Genomic DNA, 21,549 nt, shown 5'->3' with positions numbered 1-21,549 from the left:
CAATCGGCTTAGAGCCTGCTGACAGCTTGTTCTTCCTTGTCCCGCCCCGACGGGCGAGCGGTGCAGCCTGCTACCATTGTCGGCCCGATGTCCAGTCTGGAGCTTGACCCCATGCCCGCTTCCCCCGCCGAGCCCGCACGGCAGATTTTGGCCAATGCCGAAAATCGTTATGAAGTGACGCGCAAGGACCTTCCCCTGTCCTGTCCGCTGCCGGGCATGGCGCTGTGGAACTCGCATCCGAAGGTGTACCTGCCGATCGTCGAAGACGGCGGCGAGTCGACCTGTCCTTACTGCGGCGCGCGTTACGTCCTGAACGACTGAGCCGGCCGGGGCCAGGGAGCGCTCCGCATCGAAATAACAGCGGCATTCGGCACGATTGCTGCTTGTCCCCAAGGATGAAGGCTTTACTCGAACCCTCCATGTCCGCCGTTGCCGCGCCAGCCCGGTCGCTGACCGTCGTCCAGCTGATTCCGGCCCTGCAGTCCGGCGGGGCCGAGCGGTCGGCGCTGGAAGTCGCGCGCGCGCTGGTGCAGGCAGGTCACCGTTCGGTGGTGATCTCCGCCGGCGGGCGCCTGGCAGGCCAGCTGGAGGCCGAGGGCAGCGAGCACATCACCCTGGACATCGGCCGCAAGTCGCTGCGCACGCTGCTGCGCGTCGGTGCATTGCGCCGGGCGCTGGCCGAGCTGAAGCCGGACATCGTGCACGCCCGCTCGCGCCTGCCGGCCTGGCTGGGCTGGTGGGCGATCAAGGGGCTGCCGCAGCGCCCGCATTTCGTCACCACCGTGCACGGGCTGAATTCGCCCGGGCGCTACAGCTCGATCCTGCTGCGCGGCGAGCGGGTGATCGCGGTCTCGCAGACCCTGCGCGACTACGTGCTCAGCCACTACCGCTGGCTGGAACCCTCGCGCGTGCGGGTGATCCCGCGCGGCATCGACCCCGAGGCGTTTCCCTACGGCCACCGCCCGGACGATGCCTGGCAGAAGGCCTTCTTCACCGAATTCCCGCGCCTGGCCGGCGCGCCGCTGCTGACCCTGCCGGGCCGCGGCACGCGCCTGAAGGGCCACCACGACGCGATCGAGCTGATCGCCGAGCTCAAGCGCCGCGGCATCGACGCGCGCCTGCTGCTGCTGGGCGTGATCGAGGCCGGTCGCGAGGCCTACGTGGCGGAGCTGCGCGAGCTGATCAGCGCGCGCGGCATCGAGTCCCAGGTGGTGCTGACGCCGCCGCGCAACGACGTGCGCGACATCTACGCGGTGTCGGCGCTGGTGCTGCAGCTGTCCAACAAGCCCGAATCCTTCGGCCGCACCGTGGTCGAGGCGCTGTCGCTGTGCCGCCCGGTGCTGGGCTACGCCCACGGCGGCGTCGGCGAGCTGCTGGCGGAGCTGTATCCGGCCGGCCGCGTGCCGGTGGGCGACCGCGAGCGCCTGGTGGAACGTGCGGCCGAGCTGCTGCGCGTGGCGCCGCCGATTCCGATGCTGCAAAGCTACCGCCTGTCCGACATGCAGCAGGCGACGCTGGCGCTGTACGAGGAAGTGGTCGCCGGCTGACCCGCTCGTCATTCCGGCGCAGGCCGGAATCCAGTAACGGGGCGCCGCCTGAAGATGTAGACGCCACGAGCATAGCCCTGGGGCTGCCGCAACAGTCCGACTGTGACGTCACTGGATTCCGGCCTGCGCCGGAATGACGGGCAGGGTGGCGGCTCGCCTACAATGCCCCGGCTTTCCCACCGGGTTCCCGCATGCCTGTTCTCCCCGCGCTCAAGGCCGCGCTGCGCTCGCCGCTGCTGCCGTTCTGGCTGGTGATCGCGCTGCTGCCGTTCGGGCGCAGTTCGGAGCTGGGCACCTTGCTCTGCCTGCTCGGCGTGGTGCTGCTGTTCGCGCGGCATCCGCGCGCGCTGGGCGAGCATGCCGGCGCACGGCTGCTGCTGTGGCTGCTGGGGGCGTACATCGGTGCGGCGCTGCTGTCGTGCATCGGCGCGGTCGCGCCGGGCAAGAGCTGGTCGACGGTGGCGGCGCTGCTGCGCTACGTGCCGCTGGGGCTGTACGCCTGCTTCGCGATCCGCCGCCAGGGCAAGCTCGAAGCGCTGTATGCCGCGGTCGCCGTCGTGCTCGCCGTGTGGGTGCTGGATGCCTGGGTGCAGGCGCTGACCGGCTGGAGCCTGGGCGGACACGCCGAGGAGCAGCGCGTGTCCGGCATCTTCGGCGCCGGCAATCTCAAGCTAGGGCCCGCGCTGGCGGCGCTGGCGCCGTTCGCGCTGTGGGCGGCGCGCTGGCGCTGGGGCAGGACGGGGCTGCTGCTGGCCGGGCTGGCCCTGCTGGGGCCGGTGCTGCTGTCCGGCTCGCGCGCCTCGTGGCTGACCTATGCGCTGGTGCTGCTGGCATTCGCCTGGCGCGAGGCCGCATCGACCCGGCGCTTCCTGCTGCTGTGCGGCGCCGGCGCACTGGTGGCCGCGGCGGCCGGCGGGCTGGCGTGGAAGACCTCGGAACGTTTCCACGCGCGCATGGAGAAAACCATGCTCGCCCTGCAGGGCTCCAGCCAGGCGCTGGATACGGCGCTGAGCGGACGCCTGGATATCTGGCGCACCAGTTGGTGGATGTTCGAGGCGCATCCGCTCAACGGTGTCGGCGTGCGCGGCTATCGCTACGCCTACCGGCAAGTCGCGCCGGCGGACGACCACTTCGTGGCGACGGGCGAGAACTGCGGCGCGGGCGAGGGCGCCTGCCATGCGCATCAGGTGGTGCTTGAGGTGCTGAGCGAAACCGGCGTGGTCGGTCTGGCCTTGTGGCTGGCCGCCGTCGTGCTGGCCGTGCGCCGCTGGCGCGCGGTGGGGCCGGCCGCACGCGCACGTGCGTTTCCGGCCACGGTGGCGCTGGGCGTGATGCTGTTTCCGCTGAACACGCATCTGGCCTTCTATTCGGCCTGGTGGGGCCTGCTGTTCGCCTGGGTGCTGGGTTTGTGGTGCGCCAGCCTGTATGTGGTCGCGGAGGCCGGCGATGGCGCGTGAACCGCTGTCGGTGGTGGTGACCGCGTTCAACAGCGCCGCCACGCTGGACGCCTGCCTGGCCAGCGTGCGCTGGGCCGACGAGGTGGTGGTGCTGGATTCGGGTTCGACCGACGCCACGCTCGCCATCGCCGCCCACTACGGCGCGCGCATCGAGACGCAACCCTTCGCCGGCTACAGCGCGCAGAAGCAGGCCGCGATCGAGTTGGCCCGGCACGACTGGGTGCTGCTGCTGGATTCCGACGAAGCGATGCCGCCGGGTGCCGCCGAAGCGATCCACCGCGTGCTGGAGCAGCCCGCGCATGCCGGCTATCTGCTATGGCGCCGCGAATGGATCTTCTGGCAATGGCAATCGCCGCGCAGCCGCCTCAACCACTATGTGCGCCTGTTCGACCGCCGCCGTGCGCGCATGAGCCGCCATCGCGTGCACGAGGAAGTCGAAGTGGACGGCAGCGTCGGCGTGCTGGACATAGTGATGGACCACTATGGCGAGCGCGACATCGCCGGCCGCGTGGACAAGGCCAATCGCTATTCCAGCCTGCAGGTGGCGGATCTTGCCGGCCGCCGCGCGCGCGGCCTGCGCCTGCGCATGCTGACCAATGCCTGGGCCGCGTTCTTCCGCTATTACCTGCTGCGCGGGCATTACCGCTCCGGCTGGGCGGGCTTCATCGCCGCGCGCATCCACGCGTTCTATGCGTTCCTGAAGTACGCCAAGCTTTACGAGGCCACGCGGGTCGAGTCGAAGGAAACGCGCATCCCCGCGGCGGAGCGCAAGGACGGCTAGCCTTCCTTCCTCAAGCGGCGCGCTCCAGCGGCCAGGCCTCGCCGCGCAGCGCGTCGACCAGCAGCTCGCACGCCTCGCGCCGCAGTGCCTCGCGCTTGCGGAAGGCGGAGCGGTGCTTGCTTTCCACCTGCATCTCGTCGCGCAGCGGTTCCTGCGCGGGCAGCGCATAGAAGCCGTCGGCGAGCGGCTCGCCCTGGCATTCCTGCCAGAAGGCGTCGTAGTCCGCCTTGATCTTGTCCGCCTCGCCGGCGAACGGATGCGCGAGATTGGCGACGCCGCGCACGCGTTCGATGCCGTACTCGCTGGCGAAGGCCAATAGCAGTGAAAACAGCAGGTTCTTCGGACGCAGGCCGTGGCATTGCTTGGTCAGTTCGCGCACCGCTTCGCGGCCGAGTTCCGCGCAGGCGCCCTGCATGCAGCCGATCAGCAGCGCGCGTCCGTCGTCGGCCACGGTGAACACGGCCGAGGACAGCACCTGGTCCTGGCTGTTGGTCAGGCACAAGGCCAGCTCGCCCTCGCGGCTGCGGCCGGTGGGGCGGCGCAGTTCGATGCGCAGTTCGCTGCCGTCCTTGAGCACGAGCGCGCCGATGCGATGGCGGCCGCGCAGGTAGACGCCGTCGGCGAGATCGTCGGGCAACCGCGCGAACACGAAGCGGAAGTGATCAGCCGCCACCGCCATGCGCGTCGCGCGGCCGAAGCGGCGGTTGATGTAGTGGTGATGCCAGCGTTCGAGCAGGCGCGGATCGTGCGCAAGGATCGCGGTGAGTCGCGGCGAGCCATACACGACGCGCAGCCATGCAGCCTGCCGCGGCGCCATGCGTGCGCAGCGCAGCAGGTATTTCAGCCCGGAGGCAATACGTTTTGGCGCGGAGCCACGCCAATCGTGTCGATGGCGTAGTGAGCGCAAGAACAAACGAATAGACATGGCGCGCAAGAGTGGGGAAAAACGCGCTTGCCTTGTACTGGAATATTCTGTCTTGAGCCTGTCGCTGCTCAGTAAACTTCTGGACTACCCGGCGGGCGCGTCTTGAAGCGCTTATGCACCCACAGGTATTGCTCGGGCGCTTCGCGCACCATCTGCTCGATGCAGGCGTTGACGCGTGCGGTATCGAGTGCGGCGTCATCGCTAGGAAAACTCTCAAGCGGTGCGCCCAGGCGCAGCGCATAGCCGCCGCCGTCGGGCAGGCGCCGATGGAAGAACGGAATCACCAGCGCACCGGAGAGACGCGCCAGATGATGCGTCGCCTTGATGGTTGCCGCCGGCACGCCGAAGAACGGCACGAACACGTTGTCCTTGCTGCGCATGTCCTGGTCCGGCGCATACCACAGCGTGCCGCCGTTGCGCAGGTACTTCACCGTGCCGCGGATATCGTCCTTGTCGAACATCGCGCCGGCGTAGCCCAGGCGCGCGCGCAGCACGGCCCATTCGAACACCGCCGAATCCATGCGCCGGTACATGCCGGCGATGCGGATGTGCCGCGAGACCAGCCGCGCGCACAGTTCCAGGTGCGAGAAATGGCCGCCGACCAGCAGCACGCCCTTGCCCTGCGCGCGCGCCGCCTCGAGATGCTCGAGGCCTTCCAGGGTCACCGGCACGCGCTCGATCGCACGCTCGCTGCCCATCCAGCCGAGCGCGAACTCCATCATCATCAGGCCGATGTCGCGCAGGTGCGCGTCGACCAGCGCGGCCTGCTCCGGTGCGGACAGCTCGGGGAAGCACAGCGCGATGTTCACTTCGGCGATATGCCGCCGGCGCGAAGGGAAATGCTGGATCAGCACACCGAGCCCGCGGCCCACGGCCAGCAGCGCGCGGCGCGGCAGCCGCGCGACCAGTTTCAGCACGCCGACGCCTAGCCACGCCGGCCACTGGACCGGCGAGAGCAGCTTGGCATCGAAGGAGGGACGGGGAGTACCGGGCATGAGGCCGGCGATTGTAGCAAGAGCGCGGCCCGCGGCCGGAGCCGCGACTGCCCCGCACGGGATCACTGGCTATACTGCCGCGCCTGCCCTCCCGAGCCCCGCCGTTGCGCTATCTCTATACCCTCGCGATGTACCTGGTGACGCCGATCATCGTGATGCGGCTGCTGGCGCGCGGCGTGCGCTATCGCGACTACCACCGACGCTGGCGCGAACGCTTCGGCTTCTACCAGGGGCCGACCCTGCGCGGCAGCATCTGGGTGCATGCGGTGTCGGTGGGCGAGGTGAATGCGGCCGAGCCGCTGATCAAGGCGCTGCGCGAGGCCTACGTCAACGCGCCGCTGGTGGTGACCACGGTGACGCCGACCGGCTCCGAGCGCGTGCGCCAGCTGTTCGGCGACAGCGTGTACCACGTATACCTGCCGTACGACCTGCCGTTCGCGGTGTCGCGCTTCATGCAGCGGGTGCGGCCGCGGCTGGCGATCATCGTCGAAACGGAGATCTGGCCGAACCTCTATTTCGCCTGCAAGAAGCGCGGCATCCCGCTGATGATCGTCAACGCGCGCCTGTCCGAGCGCTCGCTGCGCGGCTACCGGCCGCTGCAGGGGCTGGTGCGTTCGGCGCTGGGCTGCGTGCGCCAGATCGCGGCGCAGTCGCGCACCGACGCGGCGCGCTACCGGCTGCTGGGCGTGGAGCCGGCGCGCATCGTGGTCAGCGGCAACCTGAAGTTCGACATGCCGGTGCCGTACGCCGCGGTGCAGGCCGGCGAGGAGCTACGGCGGAAGTGGGGCCACCTGCGGCCGGTGTGGATCGCCGGCAGCACGCACGAGGGCGAGGAGCTGCCGGTGCTCGAGGCGCACCTGCAGGTGCTCAAGCGGCTGCCGGATGCGCTGCTGCTGATCGCGCCGCGCCACCCCGAGCGCTTCAGGCTGGTGGAGAGCTCGGTGCGCAGCCTCGGCTTCAGCATGGCCACGCGCAGCGCCGACCGCGTGCCCTCGGCCGCGCACCAGGTGTTCGTCATCGATGCCATGGGCGAATTGATGCAGTTCTACGCCGCGGCCGACCTGGCCTTCGTCGGCGGCAGCCTGGTGCCGATCGGCGGGCACAATGTGCTGGAGCCGGCGGCGCTGTCGCGGCCGGTGCTGGTGGGTCCGCACACCTTCAATTTCGAAGAAATCACCCTGACCCTGATCAGCGAAGGCGCCGCCGTGCGCCTGGCCGATGCCAGCGAGCTGGGCACCGCCGTGCTGCAGCTGCTGCGCGACGCGGAGCGGCGCAAGTCGATGGGCATGCATGCGCGAGTGGTGTTCGACAGCGAGCGCGGCGCGGTGCAGCGCGTGATGGAGCTGATCGACAAGCAGCTGCAGGAATGAGCTGGCCGACATCGGGACGATAAAAAAGGCCGGGCATTGCCCGGCCTTTTCGTTTGCCGCTGCGCGCCGCGCTTACTGCAGCAGCGAGTTCACCGCTTCCAGGTCGGGCATATCGATGGTGCCGGCGGCCTGCTTCAGCTGCAGCTTGTTGAGGATGAAGGTATGGCGGGCCTGCGAGTAGCTGCTCTGCGCCTGGGTCAGGGTCTGGATCGCGTTGAGCACGTTCAGCATGGTCTGCGTGCCTACGTCGAAGCCGGCGCGAGTGGCTTCCAGCGCCTTCTGGCCGGATTCCACCGAGGCGCGGTTCGCTTGCACCTGCAGGATGCCGGCGCCGACCGAGCGGTAATAGTTGAGCGTGTCGCGCGAGACCTGGCGACGGGTGGATTCGAGCGAATCCTGCGCCGAGTCGCGGTCGTAGATCGACTGGCGCACGCGCGACTGCGTGCCGCCGCCGGCGAAGATCGGCACCGACAGGGTCAGGCCGGCGGTGGTGCCGTAGCGGCCGTTGCCGGGGATGCCCACGCCGCCGTTCTCGGTCCAGGCGGTGGTCTCGCCGCGGGTCACGGTGGCGTTGATGGTCGGCAGGTGGCCGGCGCGTGCGGCGCTGATGTTGTGCTCGGCCGCTTCCACGGTGTACTGCTGCGAGAGCACGTTCGGGTTGTGCTTGAGCGCTTCATCCACCCAGGTGTTCGGATCGGCCGGCGAGGGCGCGTCCATCGGCAGGTCGTCGCGCAGCTTCTTCAGCTCGCCGACCGGCTGGCCGGTGATCTGGCGCAGCGCTTCCTTGGAGTCGTTGAGCGTGTTCTCGGCGGCGATGGTCTGCGCCTTGGCCAGCTCGTAGTACGACTTGGCCTGGTACACGTCGGTGATCGCGGCCAGGCCGACCTTGAAGCGCTGGTCCGCCTGCTCGTACGACTGGCGGTAGGCTTCTTCGTTGGCCTTGTTGAAGGTCAGCGAATCCTGCGCGGTGAGCACGCCGAAATAGGCCTGGGTCACGCGCACGTAGAGGTTCTGCAGCGCGGCCTGGTACAGCTGGTCCTGCGCGTCGGACTGCGAGCGGGCGGTCTTCAGGCCGGCCCACTTGCTCAGGTCCAGCACGCTCTGGCTCAGCGTGGCGCTCTCCGTGCGGGCACGCGAATGGCCGCCGGCGATGTCCTGGCTGTTGTTGCCGCTGTACTGGTTGAAGGTCAACCCGGCGTTCAACTGCGGCAGCAGCAGCGCGCGTGCCTGCGTCACTCCCTCACCGGTGGACAGGCGGGTCGCATCGGACTGCGCCAGCACCGGATCGTTAGCGCGGGCTTCTCGGTATGCATCCAGCAAATCCTCGCTGTGGCCGGACAACGGAAGCGCCGTCAGGGCCAGGGCGAGGGTCAGAAGCTTCAAACGCATGGGTTGCCTCGTGGGGAATGGAAGTCTGAAAAATGGTGGAGTCAGAATACGAATTTGCGTGGCGGCTCGGCATGCACGAGGTAGGGCAGGTCGGTCTCGAGGATGCTCTCCTCGCGATAGCGGCCTTCACCCTGGTGGGTCAGCAGCACCATCTGCTGCACCGGCGACTCGCCGCGCACCGCCAGCAAGCGGCCGCCCGGCTTGAGCCAGCCGAGGAAACGCTGGGGAATCTCATACACCGCGCCGGTTACCACCAATGCATCGAACTGACCGGCCGGCTGCCAGGCGTTGACCGCCTCGCCGGTGGCCAGCGTCACGTTATCGATGCCGGCCTGCGCCAGGCGCTGCGTGGCGGCGGTGATGAAGTCGGCATGGATGTCCACGCTGGTGACGTGGGCGGACAGGCTGGCCAGGCAGGCGGTGAGGTAGCCCGAACCCGTGCCGATCTCCAGCACCTGCTCGTCTTCCTTCAGCTCCAGCGCCTGCAGCACGCGACCTTCGATCACCGGCTTCAGCATCGTTTCGCCGTGGCCGAGCGGCAGGCCGACGTCGGCGTAGGCGAGGGCGCGATGTTCCGGGGCGACGAACTGGTCGCGGTGCAGGCGGCCGAGCACGTCGAGCACGCGCGCGTCCAGCACCTCCCAGGGGCGCACCTGGTTTTCCACCATGTTCTGTCGCGCCTGTTCGAAGTTCATCGCCATGGTCAGCCTGAGTCCCGTGCAAAAGTCGAAAAAAGGTCAGAAAGGATAAGCGCTTAGACCAGTCTCGACAATGTTCAAAAGCCTGGAGCCTGCCTGCTTCCCCACGAAGTGCCGGAAGTCACCGCGACGAACTGACGGAAGTCATGCGCAGCGCGCTGTCCGCGGACACTTACGCTGTCAGGCGATGGTTATCCGCCCGCTTGGCGGCGATGTCCACCGGCAGGCGCGCGAAGACATCTTCCGCGGCCTGGCCGAGCGCCGCGTCGAGCAGGCGGATGCGCGGCAGCAGGGCCGGCTGCCGCCGGCTTTCCGCCGCCACCGCCAACCAGGCGAGCCAGCGTGCCATGCGATGGCGCTCGGTCGCATTCAATGCGGCCAATGCCACGCGCACGGCGAAAGCGCGGCGTCGCGCGAGTGCCTGCCCCTGTTCCAGCCATGCGGCAAGAATGCGCTGGGCGTGGCGATAAGGGCCGCTGAGAGTGAGTTCTGCGATAGTAGAGGTCATGGGGTCGGCCGTTCAGGACGGCGGTGGAAAATAAGTAAACCGGCGCGTATACTAAACCCCGGTTATCTCTTTGTGAAGGTGTAAAACGGCATGAACACGATCGCGCAGACCAAGCCCCAGGGTCCTGGCCGCCCGAAGGACATGGAAAAGCGCGCCGCGATTCTGGAGGCCGCCAAGAGCCTGTTCGTGCGCAACGCCTTCGCCGGCACCAGCATGGACGCCGTCGCCGCCGAGGCGGGCGTGTCCAAGCTCACCGTCTACAGCCACTTCGGCGACAAGGACAACCTGTTCCGCGAGGTCATCCGCGCGCACATCCAGGACCTGCTGCCGGAAGACACCTACCAGTACGACTCGAGCGTCGGCATCAGCGAATTGCTGATGCGCGTGGCCATGACCCACGCCCATATCGACTGCGACCCGAAGAACGTCGGCACCTTCCGCGCCATCCTCAGCGACTGCCGCCAGGGCAATCCCCGCTACGGCAAGCTGCTGTGGGAAGAAGGCCCCACCCGCACGCACAAGCTGATGGAACGCCTGCTCCAACAGGCGGTTGACGACGGCAGGCTGGAGATCGAGAACGTCGCCCAGGCCAGCGTGCAGTTCCTGGCCCTGATCAAGGGCGACCTCGTGCTGCGCCGCATGTTCGGCTGCGACGGCTGCCAGGACGCCTTCGCCAGCGAGGTGGAAGCGAACGCCCGCGCGGGTGTGTCGACCTTCCTGCGCGCCTACCTGCCGCGCTGATCCATCCTCCCGCCTTCACGCCGCGTACTCGCCCGTATCCGGCGATTCGTGCTTGAATATCAGCCTTCTGGAAGCGGGGGTGCCGGCGTCGGTCGGCTGAGAGAGTCCCTTCGAACCTGATCCGGTTAGCACCGGTGTAGGGAGCTTCGCCGCACGATCCATCGTTGTTCGTGTGTCCGGCGCCGCCGCTTCGTGTTCCCCCGCCTCACGAAGGACGTCACGCCGATGAATGCCCAGCCCAACGATCTCGCGCGCGCCGCGCAGGAACTCTCCGAGGCCGTCACGCGGCCGATTCCCGGTTCGCGGAAGATCTACGTGCAGGGCAGCCGCGCCGACCTGCGCGTGCCGCTGCGCGAAATCTGCCAGGCAAAGACGCCCACCCTGTTCGGCGGCGAAGACAATCCGCCGGTCACCGTCTACGACACCTCCGGCCCTTATACCGACCCGGGCTACCAGGTCGACCTCGCCGCCGGCCTGCCGGCGCTGCGCGCGGCGTGGATCGAAGAGCGCGGCGACGTCGAGCGCCTGACCGGCCTGAGCTCCGACTTCGGCCGCCAGCGCGCCGACGACGCCAGGCTCGACCCGATCCGCTTCCGCCACCACCTGCGCCAGCCGCTGCGCGCCAAGGCCGGCGCCAATGTCACGCAGATGCACTACGCGCGCCGCGGCATCGTCACGCCGGAGATGGAATACATCGCCATCCGCGAGAACCAGAAGCTGGACGCCCTGGCCGAGAGCGCGCTGCGCAACCAGCATCCGGGCCAGTCCTTCGGCGCCTCGCTGCCGCGCCTGATCACGCCGGAATTCGTGCGCGACGAAGTGGCCCGCGGCCGCGCCATCATCCCGGCCAACATCAATCACCCGGAAAGCGAGCCGATGATCATCGGCCGCAACTTCCTCACCAAGATCAACGCCAACATCGGCAACAGCGCGGTGTCCTCGGGCATCGCCGAGGAAGTGGAAAAGCTGGTGTGGTCGATCCGCTGGGGCGGCGACACGGTGATGGACCTCAGCACCGGCAAGAACATCCACGAAACCCGCGAGTGGATCATCCGCAACTCGCCCGTGCCGATCGGCACCGTGCCGATCTACCAGGCGCTGGAGAAGGTCGGCGGTGTCACCGAGGAGCTGACCTGGGAGCTGTTCCGCGACACCCTGGTCGAGCAGGCCGAGCAGGGCGTGGACTATTTCACCATCCACGCCGGCGTGCTGCTGCGCTTCGTGCCGCTGACGGCCAGGCGCGTCACCGGCATCGTCTCGCGCGGCGGCTCGATCATGGCCAAGTGGTGCCTGGCGCATCACAAGGAGAATTTCCTCTACACGCACTTCGAGGAAATCTGCGAAATCATGAAGGCGTACGACGTGTCCTTCAGCCTCGGCGATGGCCTGCGCCCGGGCTGCGTGGCCGACGCCAACGACGCCGCGCAGTTCGGCGAGCTGGACACGCTGGGCGAGCTGACCCAGATCGCCTGGAAGCACGACGTGCAGACCATGATCGAAGGCCCCGGCCACGTGCCGATGCAGCTGATCAAGGAAAACATGGAGCGCCAGCTGGAGAAGTGCCACGAGGCGCCGTTCTACACGCTGGGACCGCTGACCACCGACATTGCGCCGGGCTACGACCACATCACCTCGGCGATCGGCGCGGCGATGATCGGCTGGTTCGGCACCGCCATGCTCTGCTACGTCACGCCGAAGGAGCACTTAGGTCTCCCGAACAAGCAGGACGTGCGCGACGGCATCATCGCCTACAAGATCGCCGCGCACGCGGCGGACCTGGCCAAGGGCCATCCCGGCGCGCAGGTGCGCGACAACGCGCTGTCCAAGGCGCGCTTCGAGTTCCGCTGGGACGACCAGTTCAACCTCGGCCTGGATCCGGAGAAGGCCAAGGAATTCCACGACGAGACGCTGCCGAAGGACGCGCACAAGTCCGCACACTTCTGCTCGATGTGCGGCCCCAAATTCTGCTCGATGAAGATCACCCAGGACGTGCGCGACTACGCCGCCGAGCACGGCGTGGACGAGACGTCCGCGCTGGACGAAGGCATGGCCGAGAAGGCCGCCGAGTTCCGCGAGCAGGGTTCGGAGGTCTACCACCGGGCCTGAGCCTCCAGGCCCATGGCCGATCGAAGCCGCGCGTCCCGTGACGCGCGGCTTTTTTCTACCGCTCTGCGCTGTCTCGCCACGTCATCCCGCGCTACCTTTAGCGCGTTCACGCCCCGACCGGAGCCCGAGGAATTCCACCGATGCAAGCGACGGACCCGACCGCCAGGCCGAACCACGCCGTCTTGCGCGTGGCGCTCGTGGCCATGGCGCTGCCCCTGCTGATCGCCTGCATCGCCCTGTGGTGGTGGGACCGCGAACCGAACCTGGTCAACCCCTCGACGCCGCCGCGTACCGAGCAGGTAGCGATGAAGCGGCCGATGACGCCGGGCGCGGCCACCACCATCAGCGTGATCCGCGCGGTGCAGGGCCTGGCCGGCCGGCATGCGCATCCGCTGCGCGGCCACCATCATCCGCAGGGCGCGGACATGGAGGACACGCCCGGCTGGGAGCGCGGTTCGCTGATGGCCTCGCGCGACCTGCTGCACGCGTTGCGCCAGGACTTCGCGCGGCCGAAGGCGCCGCTGGTCGAGGACAAGGACCTGGCCGCCGCCGATGCCCTGCTGGCTGGCCGCGTCGGCCGGCTGCCGCTGCGCAGCGCCGAGAGCCAGTACCGCAAGGCGGCCGATCATCTGCTCGATTACCTGGACCGCCTGACCGACGACGATCCGGACAATGCGCATTTCTATCTCAGCGCCGAAGCCCTGGCCGACTACCTGGAAGTGGTCAGCGACCGCCTCGACACGCTGCAGGAACACCTGGCCGCCGGCATGATGCCGCCGCATCCGGGCGAGTTCGCCCCGCCGCGCTGGCCCATCGTCGCCTCCGCCCTGGCGCTGCGCCGTGGCGGCCTGCCGTGGCGGCGCGCCGACGAGTCGCTGTACGAGACGCGCGGCTACACCGCCACCCTGCTGGCCCAGATGAAGGCGTTCCAGCACGACTTCGGCCCAGCGCTCAAGAGCGACCAGGCCAAGGCTGACCTGCGCGAAGCCATCCAGCAGCTGGAGGCGCTGCAGTCCGGGCCGGGCAATCCGCTGGGGCTGGACGGTGCGCCGATGGTGCGCCTGCCGGGACACGCGCTGGCGCTGGCGGACGCGGTCGAGCGTATCGACGATGCGGTGTTCGACCTGTGCGAAGAGCTGCGCAAGGGTTGACGCGGCAACATCCGACGTAGGTTGGGGTGAGCCGCAGGCGAACCCCAACAATGCGACCACGTGCGAGGCCTGTTGGGGTTCGCCTGCGGCTCACCCCAACCTACGCCGACGGTGTCATCGCCTCGGCGACGTAGTCCAGGAAGCAGCGGATCCGCGACGCCAACGGCGTGTTGCGGTAGTACACCGCGTTGATCGGCTGGCGCACGTCCAGCGTGTCGCGCGCCAGCACCTGCAGCAGCCGTCCGTCCGCCTGGTCCTGGGCGGTGAGGTAGTCGGCCAGGCAGGCGATGCCGTCGCCGGCCAGTGCGAGCTGGCGCAGAGTCTCGCCGCTGGAGGCGAGCAGGGTGGGCACGATGCGCAGCGCATCGCCCTGGGCATGGCGCAGCGGCCAGTCGTTCAAGGTCTCGGTGGCAGTGAAACCGAGCAGGCTGTGCCGCGAGAGGTCGCGCACGTGGCGCGGCTGGCCGCGCTGCTTCAGATAGGCCGGACTGGCCAGTACGCGCAGTCGGCTCAGGCCCAGCGGGCGCGCATGCTGGGTGGAGTCGCGCAGCGTGCCGATGCGGATCGCCACATCGGTGCGTTGTTCCAGCAGGTCGACGATCTGGTCGCTGGTGTTGAGTTCCAGCTCGATCTCCGGAAAACGTGCGCGGAAGCCGCCGACCAGCGGCACGATCACATGCAGCATGAAGGGAGCGGCGGCGTTCACGCGCAGTCGTCCGGCCGGCTTCTGCCGGCGCGCGGTCATCTCGTCCTCGGCGTCTTCCACCGAGCCCACGATCTGCCGCGCGCGATCCAGGAAGAAACGGCCTTCCTCGGTCAGCTCCAGCCGACGCGTGGTGCGGCGGAGCAGGGTGGTGTCGAGCTTGCCCTCCAGCCGGCTGAGTGCGCGGCTGATGCCGGAGACGGTCTGGCCCAGCTGCTCGGCGGCGGCCGTGATGGAGCCTGTATCCACCACGGTCACGAAGGTCTGCAATTCGTCCAGGCTGGTCTTCATTGTTGCTTCCGGAGCAAGACTCTTTCGCTGTTTAGCAGGTTCTTATGAAAGAGTCGCGTGCCCACGCCAGCCCGGTACCGTCCGGGCCTTGGCTTGTTACTTACCCCACCACGCGCGGCGACAACAGGGCTTCCTGTCCGATCCTGCGCAGGAAATCCACGCGAATGCGATCCGCCACCGCCGCCACCACCGCCGCGCCGTCATCCGCCGGATCCACATGCACGCGGAACGGCCGCTTGCCGAACGGCAGGTTGACGATGTCGACCATCGCGTCCGCCACGGTCGCGACATCCGCATCCGCCGGTTCGCACGCGGCCAGCCCGCGCAGGATCTCGTCCTCGAAACCCCGGTACGGACCTTCGGTGTATTCCGCCGCACGCGCCTTGTCCGCCGGCGTGCCGGAATGGGCGAAGTGGTTGGTGCCCTTGGTGAAGGCGCCGGGCACCATGATCGAGGTCTCGATGCCCCAGCGCGCCAGCTCGCCCGCATAGCTCACCGCTACCGAATCCATCGCCGCCTTGGCCGCGAAGTAGGGCGCGAGGTATGGCGGCGTGCCGCCGCGCGTGCTGCTGCTGGAGACCCACAGCAGCAGGCCCTGGCCCTGCTTGCGCAGCTGCGGCAGCGCGGCGCGGTTCACCCGCTGCGTGCCCAGCACATTCACGTCGTAAAGCTGGGCGAACTGTTCCGGCGTGAACGCTTCGGCCGGCCCGAACACCATGTGGCCGGCGTTGTGCACCACTACGTCGAGGCGGCCATGCGCGGCGACGATCTGCGCGATCGCCGCATCGGCGGAGTCCTGCGACTGGACGTCCAGTTCGACGGTGCGCAAGTCCACGCCGTGCTCTTTCGCATAGGTATTCACCGCATCGACCTGCGGCGCGTTGCGGCCCTGCGTATCGCGCATGCTGGCGTAGACGGTGTGGCCGGCGCGGGCCATGGCGCGGGCGGCGAGGGCGCCGAAACCGCTGGAGGCGCCGGTGATCAGGATGATCTGCTGCATGGGTTTTTCCTCGAATTCTGGAGTGGGTTCAGACCATGCCGCCGTTCACGCGCAGCACCTGCGCGTTGACCCAGGCGCCATCGGGACCGGCCAGGAAGGCCACGGCGTGGGCGATGTCGTCCGGCGTGCCCAGGCGCTCCATCGGCGCGAGGTTGGCGATCTGCGCGATCTGCTGCTCGCTCTTGCCTTGGTAGAACAGCTCGGTGCCGACCGGGCCGGGAGCGATCGCGTTGACCGCGACGTTGCGGCCGCGCAGCTCGTTGGCCAGCACGTGCACCAGCCCTTCCACGCCGGCCTTGGAGGCGATGTACGGGCCGTAGGTGGGGAAAGCCTTGCCGATCACGCTGGTGGACAGCGCGATGATGCGGCCGCCCGCGGGCACCCGCTGCGCCGCCTCGCCCAGCACCACGAAGGCGCCGCGCAGGTTGGTGCGGATCATGCGGTCGAACTGGGCCAGGTCGCCGCCGGCGATCGGCAGGTTGCTCATGATGCCGGCGCTGTGCACGACCACGTCGACCGCACCGGTCAGTTGCGCGGCCGCCTCGAACACGCGGCGCATGTCTTCCGGTTCGGCCACGTCGCCCTGCATGGCGGCGGCGCGGCCGCCGGCCTGTTCGATCTCGCGCACTACCTTGTCGGCGGTGGCGGGGTTGCCGGCGTAGTGCACGGCGACGGCAAAGCCGTCCGCGGCGAGGCGCAAGGCGATCGCGCGGCCGATGCCGCCCGAGGCGCCGGTGACCAGGGCTGTCTTCTGCTGCTGACTCATGGGGATGCTCTCCTAGGGGTGGTTGGCGGCCCGCGACCGGGCCGGAGGTTTGGCGTGGGAGCATTCTTTTGTTTTGCCGGTCGCCGATAAATCGCCAGGAACTGGCATATCTATTCATTCCTGTTGAATAATCGGCGGCATGGACCGCCTGGACGCCATGCGCCTGTTCACCCGCATCGTCGAGCTCGGCAGCTTCTCCCGCGCCGCCGACGAGCGTGGCCTGCCGCGCGCGACGGCGACCTACGCCATCAAGGAGCTGGAGGCCCGGCTGGGCACGCGCCTGCTCGAACGCACCACCCGGCAGGTGCGCCCGACGCTGGACGGGCATGCCTACTACGAGCGCTGCGTGCACCTGCTGGCCGAGCTGGAAGATGCCGAATCCGCGCTCGGCCATACCGCCGCCAACCCGCGTGGCACCCTGCGCCTGGACCTGCATGGCGCACATGCCACGCATATCGTGCTGCCGCGGATCAACGAATTCCGCGCGCGCTATCCGCACATGGAATTGAAGATCAGCAGCGGCGACCGGCTGGTCGACCTGGTGCGCGAAGGCATCGACTGCGTGATCCGCGCCGGCACGCCCAAGGATTCCAGCCTGGTCGCGCGGCGGCTGGCGGTGATGCCGGAGGCGATCTGCGCCAGTGCGGACTATCTGGCTCGCCACGGCGTGCCGTCGCATCCGGACGATCTGCTGCGTCACCAGGCCGTGGGTTTCTTCGCCAGCGGTCGCGACAGCACCTATCCGTTCGAGCTGGTGGTGGACGGGCAGCCGCGCGAGTACCAGCTGGCCGGCTGGCTGTCGGTCAACGACGCCTCCAGCTACCTGGTCGCCGCGCAGCAGGGCTGCGGCCTGATCCAGCTGCCGCGCTATCGCGTGCAGGAGCACCTGGACGACGGCAGCCTGGTCGAGGTGCTTGCCTCGTGGCATTCGCCGGGATTGCCGGTGTCGGCGATGTATCCGTATCACCGGCAGTTGTCGCCGCGCGTGCGGGTATTCGTCGACTGGGCGGCGATGCTGTATCGCGAGAAGTTCGGGGAGCCCGGCTGATGTCCCGCGTGCTGCTTGAATGGATCGCCGGCATCGAAGGCGATGCTTCGTTGCGCGAACCGATGCGGCTGCGCGAACGGCTCGTGGCGCTGGATCGGCTGGAGCTGCATGCGCAGAGCAGTGGCGATGCGGATCTGCTGGCGCGCGCCGAGGTGTTGCGCGCAGATCTCGAAGAGATCAATCGCAGGCTTTACACGGCGCTTCGTCAGAGTATTCGCGAAGGACAGAACGCGTTTGCGCCTTGGATCGATGCGCTGGAGGTCAGGCCCGAAGGCGACGGCTACGATTACCGCGACGACCTGGTCAGCGGCGCGCTCGCGCTCGACGAGCCGGATGACGTCGCCCCCCTGCCGCCGGAGATGGTGTTCTATCAACCCACGCCGGCGCGGCATATCTTCGAACTGATTCGCCGTGCGGCGCTGGGCGAGCGCGATGTCGTGATGGATCTCGGCTCGGGCCTGGGCATCGTGCCCATGCTGGTTGCGACGGCGACTGCGGCGCGCGCCGTTGGTGTCGAGCGCGAAGCGGCTTATGTGTATGCGGCGCGGCGTTGCGCGCAAAACCTGGGCGTCGTCCGCGCATCGTTCGAATGCCGCGATGCGCGCGAAGCCGACTTTTCGGCGGCGACGCTGTTCTATCTCTATACGCCGTTCACCGGCGAGGTGATGCGGGCCGTATTGGATGCGATCCGGCGTGAGGCCTCGCGCCGTCCGTTGCGCATGGCCACCTTCGGGCCATGCACCAAGATGATCGCTGCCGAATCGTGGCTGTGCGCAGAGGGCGAGGTGGACATGGAAGGCCTGGCGCTGTTCCGGGCAGGCTAAGCGCTACAACCACCGTCATTCCGGCGCAGGCCGGAATCCAGTGACGTCATGGCTCGATTGTCGCGATATCGCACATTTGCTTTTTTGTTCTGCGCTGACGCGACAACCGGGCGCTCCCGCTACTGGATTCCGGCCTGCGCCGGAATGACGGTGGTGGGCGCTTCCGCAGGCCGCTATAGGCGTACTCCTCGCCCATGTGTGCCAGAAGTACCAAGGCAGGCGACAGCTCCAGCGCATACCATCGCTCGATTCCAGGGAGCCATCGGTGCCATGCCATGAAGCGTCCGCTGTTCGCCTTGTTCGCGGTGCTGATGCCGGTCTGCGCATCGGCGAAGGAAGCGCCATCGACGGTTCATCCCTGGACGCCCGTCGGCATCTCCAGCGAGCTGTTCGAATCGCATCCCGCTTTCGACCCGCGCACCGGCGATCTTTACTTCGTCCGCAGCTCCAAGGCGTTCAAGGGCTGGCGCATCCTCATCTCGCATTGCGACGGCAAGCAGTGGTCCGCGCCGGTATCCGCGCCCTTCGCGGCGCCGGGGGCGGAGGCCGATCCCTGGTTCACGCCGGACGGGCGCAGCATTTACTTCATCTCGACCCGCGCCACCGGCAGCATGAAGAGCAAGGACCTGGATATCTGGCGCGCGGATCGCGCCGCCGACGGCAGCTGGCAGGCGCCGGTGCGCTTGCCGGAGCCGGTGAATTCCGGCGAAGCCGAGTGGTTCCCGCGGCTGGCGCCGGACGGCTGGCTGTACTTCGGTTCGAACCGTGCCGGCGGCCTGGGCAAGAACGACATCTGGCGCGCGAAGGAAACCAGTCCCGGCCACTGGACCGTGGAGAACGCCGGCCCCGCCATCAACAGCGCGGGTGACGAATACGAACCGCTGCCGTCACCCGACGGCAAGCGCCTGATCGTGATGGCCGACGGCGGCCTGTACGAGTCGCACTGGGATGGCCGCCAATGGACGCAGAAAACAAAGCTCGGCCCGGAAGTGAACGTCAACGGCAGCGAGATCGGCGCGCTGTTCTCGCCCAGCGGCAAGTCGCTGCTGTTTGCGCGCGACACGGGTGAGCCGAAGTCCGGCGAATTCTTCGTGTGGCAAGCGGACGGTGCGGAAGCCTGGCCGCCGATGTGCGGCCAGGCGTCGATGTCCGGCGCAGCGCGCCGGTGAAGCCTCAGGGCGTCGCGGGACGCCGGCGCAGCGTCTGGCTGGCGAGGTGGGTCTCGCGCAGGCGCCGCGCATGCGCGGCCAGCAGATCGCCGCGCGTGATGATGCCGACCATGCGATGGCCGCCGTCCGCGCCCAGCACGATCAATCGACCCACGTTCGCTTCGACCATGTGGTCGGCCGCTTCGCGCAGGCTGTGGTCTTCGCGCACCGCCAGGGCAGGGCGCTTGACCAGCTCGCCCACCGTGCGGTCGCCGGCTATCTGACGATCGAGCAGGTCGCGGCGCGTGACCACGCCGCGCAGGGCGCCTTGCGCGTCCACCACCGGGAAGCCCTGGTGCTGCGCGATGGCGCCGCCGACTTCCAGCCAGGCGCGCGTCGCCTCCAATGTCTGCCCGGCCGGCAGTGTCACCACCTCGCGCGCGCAGGCGTCGCGCACCAGGATGCGGTCGAGATAGTCGGCCGCGTAGTCCGACGGCACGCGCACGCCGCGGCGGGCGATCTTCTCGGTCATGATGGTGTTGCGCATCAGCAGGCCGGAGATCAGATATGCAGCCGCGCAACCGATCAGCAGCGGCAGCAGGCCGCGCGGCTCCTGGGTGGTTTCGAAGGCGAACACCACCGAGGTGAGGAAGGCGCGCGAGGCGCCGGCGAAGATTGCCGCCATGCACACCAGCGCCGCCATGCGCGGATCCACGTGCAGCCAGGGCAGGTAGAGCACCGCCAGCGTGCCGAACACGCCGCCCAGCGCGCCGCCGATGGTGAACAGCGGCGCCAGCGTGCCGCCGGAGGTGCCGCTGCCCAGCGAGATCGACCACGACACCAGCTTCAGCAGGCACAGCGCCAGCATCGCGCCCAGGCCGAGCTGTCCGCCCAGCACCGCGCTGATATTGGTGTAGCCGACGCCGAGCGTGGCCGGCAGGAAGTAACCGACGATGCCGGTGACCACGGCGCCGAGCGCCGGCCACCACATCCAGTGGATCGGCAGCTTCTCGAAGCCGTCCTCGATCGCATAGACCAGACGCGTGATGCCGACGCTGAGCGCGCCGATGATCAGGCCCAGCACCAGGTAGGCCAGCAGCGCCGGCAGGTCGGGCGCGGCCAGCGCGGGCATGGCGAACATCGCTGCGCTGCCTTCCAGCGCGAAGCGCACGCCGGTACCCACCGCGGCGCCCAGCGCCACCGGGATCAGCGAACGCGCGCGGCGCTCGAACAACAGCAGCTCCAGCGCCAGCAGCACCGCCGACACCGGCGCGTTGAACACCGCCGCCATGCCGGCCGCGGCGCCGGCCGCCAGCAGCGTCTTGCGTTCTTCCGCGGTGACGTGCAGCAGCTGGCCGACCAGCGAGCCGAGCGCACCGCCGGTGGCGATGATCGGGCCTTCCGCGCCGAACGGGCCGCCGGTGCCGATGGCGATGGCGGAGGACACAGGCTTGAGCCAGGTGATCCGCGGCGGGATGCGGCTTTCGTTGAGCAGCACCTGCTCCATCGCCTCGGGAATGCCGTGGCCGCGGATCGCGCGCGAGCCGAAGCGCGCCATCAGGCCGACGATCAGGCCGCCGATCACGGGAATGGCGATGACCCACAGGCCGAGGTGGTTGCCCGCGGGACTGGAGAACTCGAAGCTCCAGCGCCCGTAGAAGGCCAGGTTGGTGACCAGTCCGATCAGCGCGGTCAGCGCGCGCGCCACCACGGCGACCGCCGCACCCAGCAGCATGGCCAGCGCGCCGATCCACACCACGCGGGTGCTGAGCGGCCGGAACCGGCGTGGCATGTGGGCATCGGCCAGCGACGGATCCAGCGAAGGGGCGAGAGGAAGCGCCGCACGCGAGTGCGGTTCTTGAGGCGTTTGCATGAAGGAGAACCCAGGGAAGGCGTGCAGCCGCGCAAGGTTACGGAAAACGAGGGCGCGTAGCTGGCTGGAAAATGAACGGGGTTTTGGCCATGGTGCTTTGGATATGGGGACGCTGCACCGGTGGCGGGACTAGCCCCTCTCCCTCCGGCGACCCGAAGGTAGTCCCCGTGGGAGAGAGGGGTTGGGGTGAGGGTACGGGCGGAGCGCAAGAGTGATGTGCACCGCTCC

The 21,549-nt window shown here is 68.5% G+C and carries 20 protein-coding genes and 1 riboswitch; of the genes, 11 read left to right on the top strand and 9 right to left on the bottom strand.

What is annotated here, in order from left to right; translation table 11 throughout:
• The first annotated feature begins 111 nt into the window (after nt 1–111).
• The 4 genes from BM172_RS15485 to BM172_RS15470 all read left to right on the top strand — a co-directional run bounded on the left by BM172_RS15485 (nt 112) and on the right by BM172_RS15470 (nt 3,785).
• Nucleotides 112–321, top strand: coding sequence for a zinc-finger domain-containing protein (locus BM172_RS15485; RefSeq protein ID WP_090423602.1), 210 nt, complete (start codon nt 112–114; stop codon nt 319–321).
• A 98-nt stretch (nt 322–419) separates the two neighbouring features.
• Nucleotides 420–1,547 (top strand): glycosyltransferase, encoded by a 1,128-nt coding sequence (locus tag BM172_RS15480; RefSeq protein ID WP_026634919.1) that lies wholly within the window; start codon nt 420–422, stop codon nt 1,545–1,547.
• Nucleotides 1,548–1,738: 191 nt separating this feature from the next.
• Nucleotides 1,739–3,004 carry an O-antigen ligase family protein gene (locus BM172_RS15475; protein ID WP_035323179.1) on the top strand — a complete coding sequence of 422 codons (1,266 nt, stop codon included), beginning with the start codon at nt 1,739–1,741 and terminating at the stop codon, nt 3,002–3,004.
• Nucleotides 2,994–3,785 carry a glycosyltransferase family 2 protein gene (locus BM172_RS15470; RefSeq protein ID WP_026634918.1) on the top strand — a complete coding sequence of 264 codons (792 nt, stop codon included), beginning with the start codon at nt 2,994–2,996 and terminating at the stop codon, nt 3,783–3,785. Before BM172_RS15475 ends, BM172_RS15470 begins: the two co-directional genes overlap by 11 nt.
• 10 nt (nt 3,786–3,795) lie before the next feature.
• On the opposite strand, the gene BM172_RS15465 is transcribed toward BM172_RS15470, so the two are convergent.
• On the bottom strand, nt 3,796–4,710 hold the full coding sequence (locus BM172_RS15465; protein ID WP_026634917.1) for a VirK/YbjX family protein: 915 nt from the start codon (nt 4,708–4,710) through the stop codon (nt 3,796–3,798).
• A 68-nt stretch (nt 4,711–4,778) separates the two neighbouring features.
• A complete protein-coding gene (lpxL, locus tag BM172_RS15460) occupies nt 4,779–5,705 on the bottom strand; it encodes an LpxL/LpxP family Kdo(2)-lipid IV(A) lauroyl/palmitoleoyl acyltransferase (RefSeq protein ID WP_026634916.1) in 927 nt (308 codons plus the stop codon).
• A 104-nt stretch (nt 5,706–5,809) separates the two neighbouring features.
• On the opposite strand from lpxL, the gene waaA reads away from it, so the two are divergent.
• Nucleotides 5,810–7,075, top strand: coding sequence for a lipid IV(A) 3-deoxy-D-manno-octulosonic acid transferase (gene waaA / locus BM172_RS15455; RefSeq protein ID WP_026634915.1), 1,266 nt, complete (start codon nt 5,810–5,812; stop codon nt 7,073–7,075).
• 72 nt (nt 7,076–7,147) lie between these two features.
• Here the strand turns inward: waaA and BM172_RS15450 are convergent, their stop codons facing one another.
• The 3 genes from BM172_RS15450 to BM172_RS22250 form a co-directional block, all read right to left on the bottom strand.
• The gene (locus BM172_RS15450; RefSeq protein ID WP_026634914.1) at nt 7,148–8,464 is read right to left on the bottom strand and encodes a TolC family outer membrane protein; all 1,317 of its coding nucleotides are present in this window, start codon (nt 8,462–8,464) and stop codon (nt 7,148–7,150) included.
• Nucleotides 8,465–8,505: 41 nt separating this feature from the next.
• Entirely contained in the window at nt 8,506–9,165 is a 660-nt protein-coding gene (locus BM172_RS15445; protein ID WP_026634913.1) for a protein-L-isoaspartate O-methyltransferase family protein, read from the bottom strand.
• 169 nt (nt 9,166–9,334) lie between these two features.
• Nucleotides 9,335–9,670: a hypothetical protein gene (locus BM172_RS22250; RefSeq protein ID WP_143096540.1), complete on the bottom strand. Its 336-nt coding sequence runs from the start codon at nt 9,668–9,670 to the stop codon at nt 9,335–9,337.
• A gap of 90 nt (nt 9,671–9,760) precedes the next feature.
• Here BM172_RS22250 and BM172_RS15440 point away from each other — a divergent pair, with 90 nt between their 5' ends.
• The 3 genes from BM172_RS15440 to BM172_RS15430 all read left to right on the top strand — a co-directional run bounded on the left by BM172_RS15440 (nt 9,761) and on the right by BM172_RS15430 (nt 13,668).
• The gene (locus tag BM172_RS15440; protein WP_026634912.1) at nt 9,761–10,411 is read left to right on the top strand and encodes a TetR/AcrR family transcriptional regulator; all 651 of its coding nucleotides are present in this window, start codon (nt 9,761–9,763) and stop codon (nt 10,409–10,411) included.
• A gap of 65 nt (nt 10,412–10,476) precedes the next feature.
• Nucleotides 10,477–10,571: riboswitch (TPP riboswitch) on the top strand.
• Between the two features lie 65 nt (nt 10,572–10,636).
• Nucleotides 10,637–12,517: a phosphomethylpyrimidine synthase ThiC gene (gene thiC, locus BM172_RS15435; RefSeq protein WP_026634911.1), complete on the top strand. Its 1,881-nt coding sequence runs from the start codon at nt 10,637–10,639 to the stop codon at nt 12,515–12,517.
• A 140-nt stretch (nt 12,518–12,657) separates the two neighbouring features.
• Nucleotides 12,658–13,668: a DUF2333 family protein gene (locus BM172_RS15430; RefSeq protein WP_026634910.1), complete on the top strand. Its 1,011-nt coding sequence runs from the start codon at nt 12,658–12,660 to the stop codon at nt 13,666–13,668.
• A gap of 100 nt (nt 13,669–13,768) precedes the next feature.
• On the opposite strand, the gene BM172_RS15425 is transcribed toward BM172_RS15430, so the two are convergent.
• The 3 genes from BM172_RS15425 to BM172_RS15415 form a co-directional block, all read right to left on the bottom strand.
• Nucleotides 13,769–14,662 (bottom strand): LysR family transcriptional regulator, encoded by an 894-nt coding sequence (locus tag BM172_RS15425; RefSeq protein WP_026634909.1) that lies wholly within the window; start codon nt 14,660–14,662, stop codon nt 13,769–13,771.
• Nucleotides 14,663–14,762: 100 nt separating this feature from the next.
• Nucleotides 14,763–15,662, bottom strand: a complete 900-nt coding sequence (locus BM172_RS15420; RefSeq protein WP_026634908.1) for an SDR family oxidoreductase — start codon at nt 15,660–15,662, stop codon at nt 14,763–14,765.
• 28 nt (nt 15,663–15,690) lie between these two features.
• Nucleotides 15,691–16,428: an SDR family oxidoreductase gene (locus BM172_RS15415; protein WP_026634907.1), complete on the bottom strand. Its 738-nt coding sequence runs from the start codon at nt 16,426–16,428 to the stop codon at nt 15,691–15,693.
• Nucleotides 16,429–16,567: 139 nt separating this feature from the next.
• Between BM172_RS15415 and BM172_RS15410 the strand changes: the two genes are divergently transcribed.
• From BM172_RS15410 to BM172_RS15400, 3 genes are all read left to right on the top strand, one after another.
• Entirely contained in the window at nt 16,568–17,476 is a 909-nt protein-coding gene (locus BM172_RS15410; protein ID WP_026634906.1) for a LysR family transcriptional regulator, read from the top strand.
• Entirely contained in the window at nt 17,476–18,300 is an 825-nt protein-coding gene (locus BM172_RS15405; RefSeq protein ID WP_035323176.1) for a hypothetical protein, read from the top strand. Before BM172_RS15410 ends, BM172_RS15405 begins: the two co-directional genes overlap by 1 nt.
• Before the next feature lie 275 nt (nt 18,301–18,575).
• Entirely contained in the window at nt 18,576–19,469 is an 894-nt protein-coding gene (locus tag BM172_RS15400; RefSeq protein WP_026634905.1) for a TolB family protein, read from the top strand.
• 4 nt (nt 19,470–19,473) lie between these two features.
• Here BM172_RS15400 and BM172_RS15395 read toward each other — a convergent pair whose 3' ends face one another.
• Nucleotides 19,474–21,240 (bottom strand): chloride channel protein, encoded by a 1,767-nt coding sequence (locus BM172_RS15395; protein WP_035323175.1) that lies wholly within the window; start codon nt 21,238–21,240, stop codon nt 19,474–19,476.
• Between the last annotated feature and the right edge of the window lie 309 nt (nt 21,241–21,549).

It is taken from the genome of Dyella marensis (assembly GCF_900112865.1).
Lineage (GTDB): Bacteria > Pseudomonadota > Gammaproteobacteria > Xanthomonadales > Rhodanobacteraceae > Dyella_D > Dyella_D marensis_A.
This window is presented reverse-complemented; position numbering and strand designations above follow the sequence as displayed.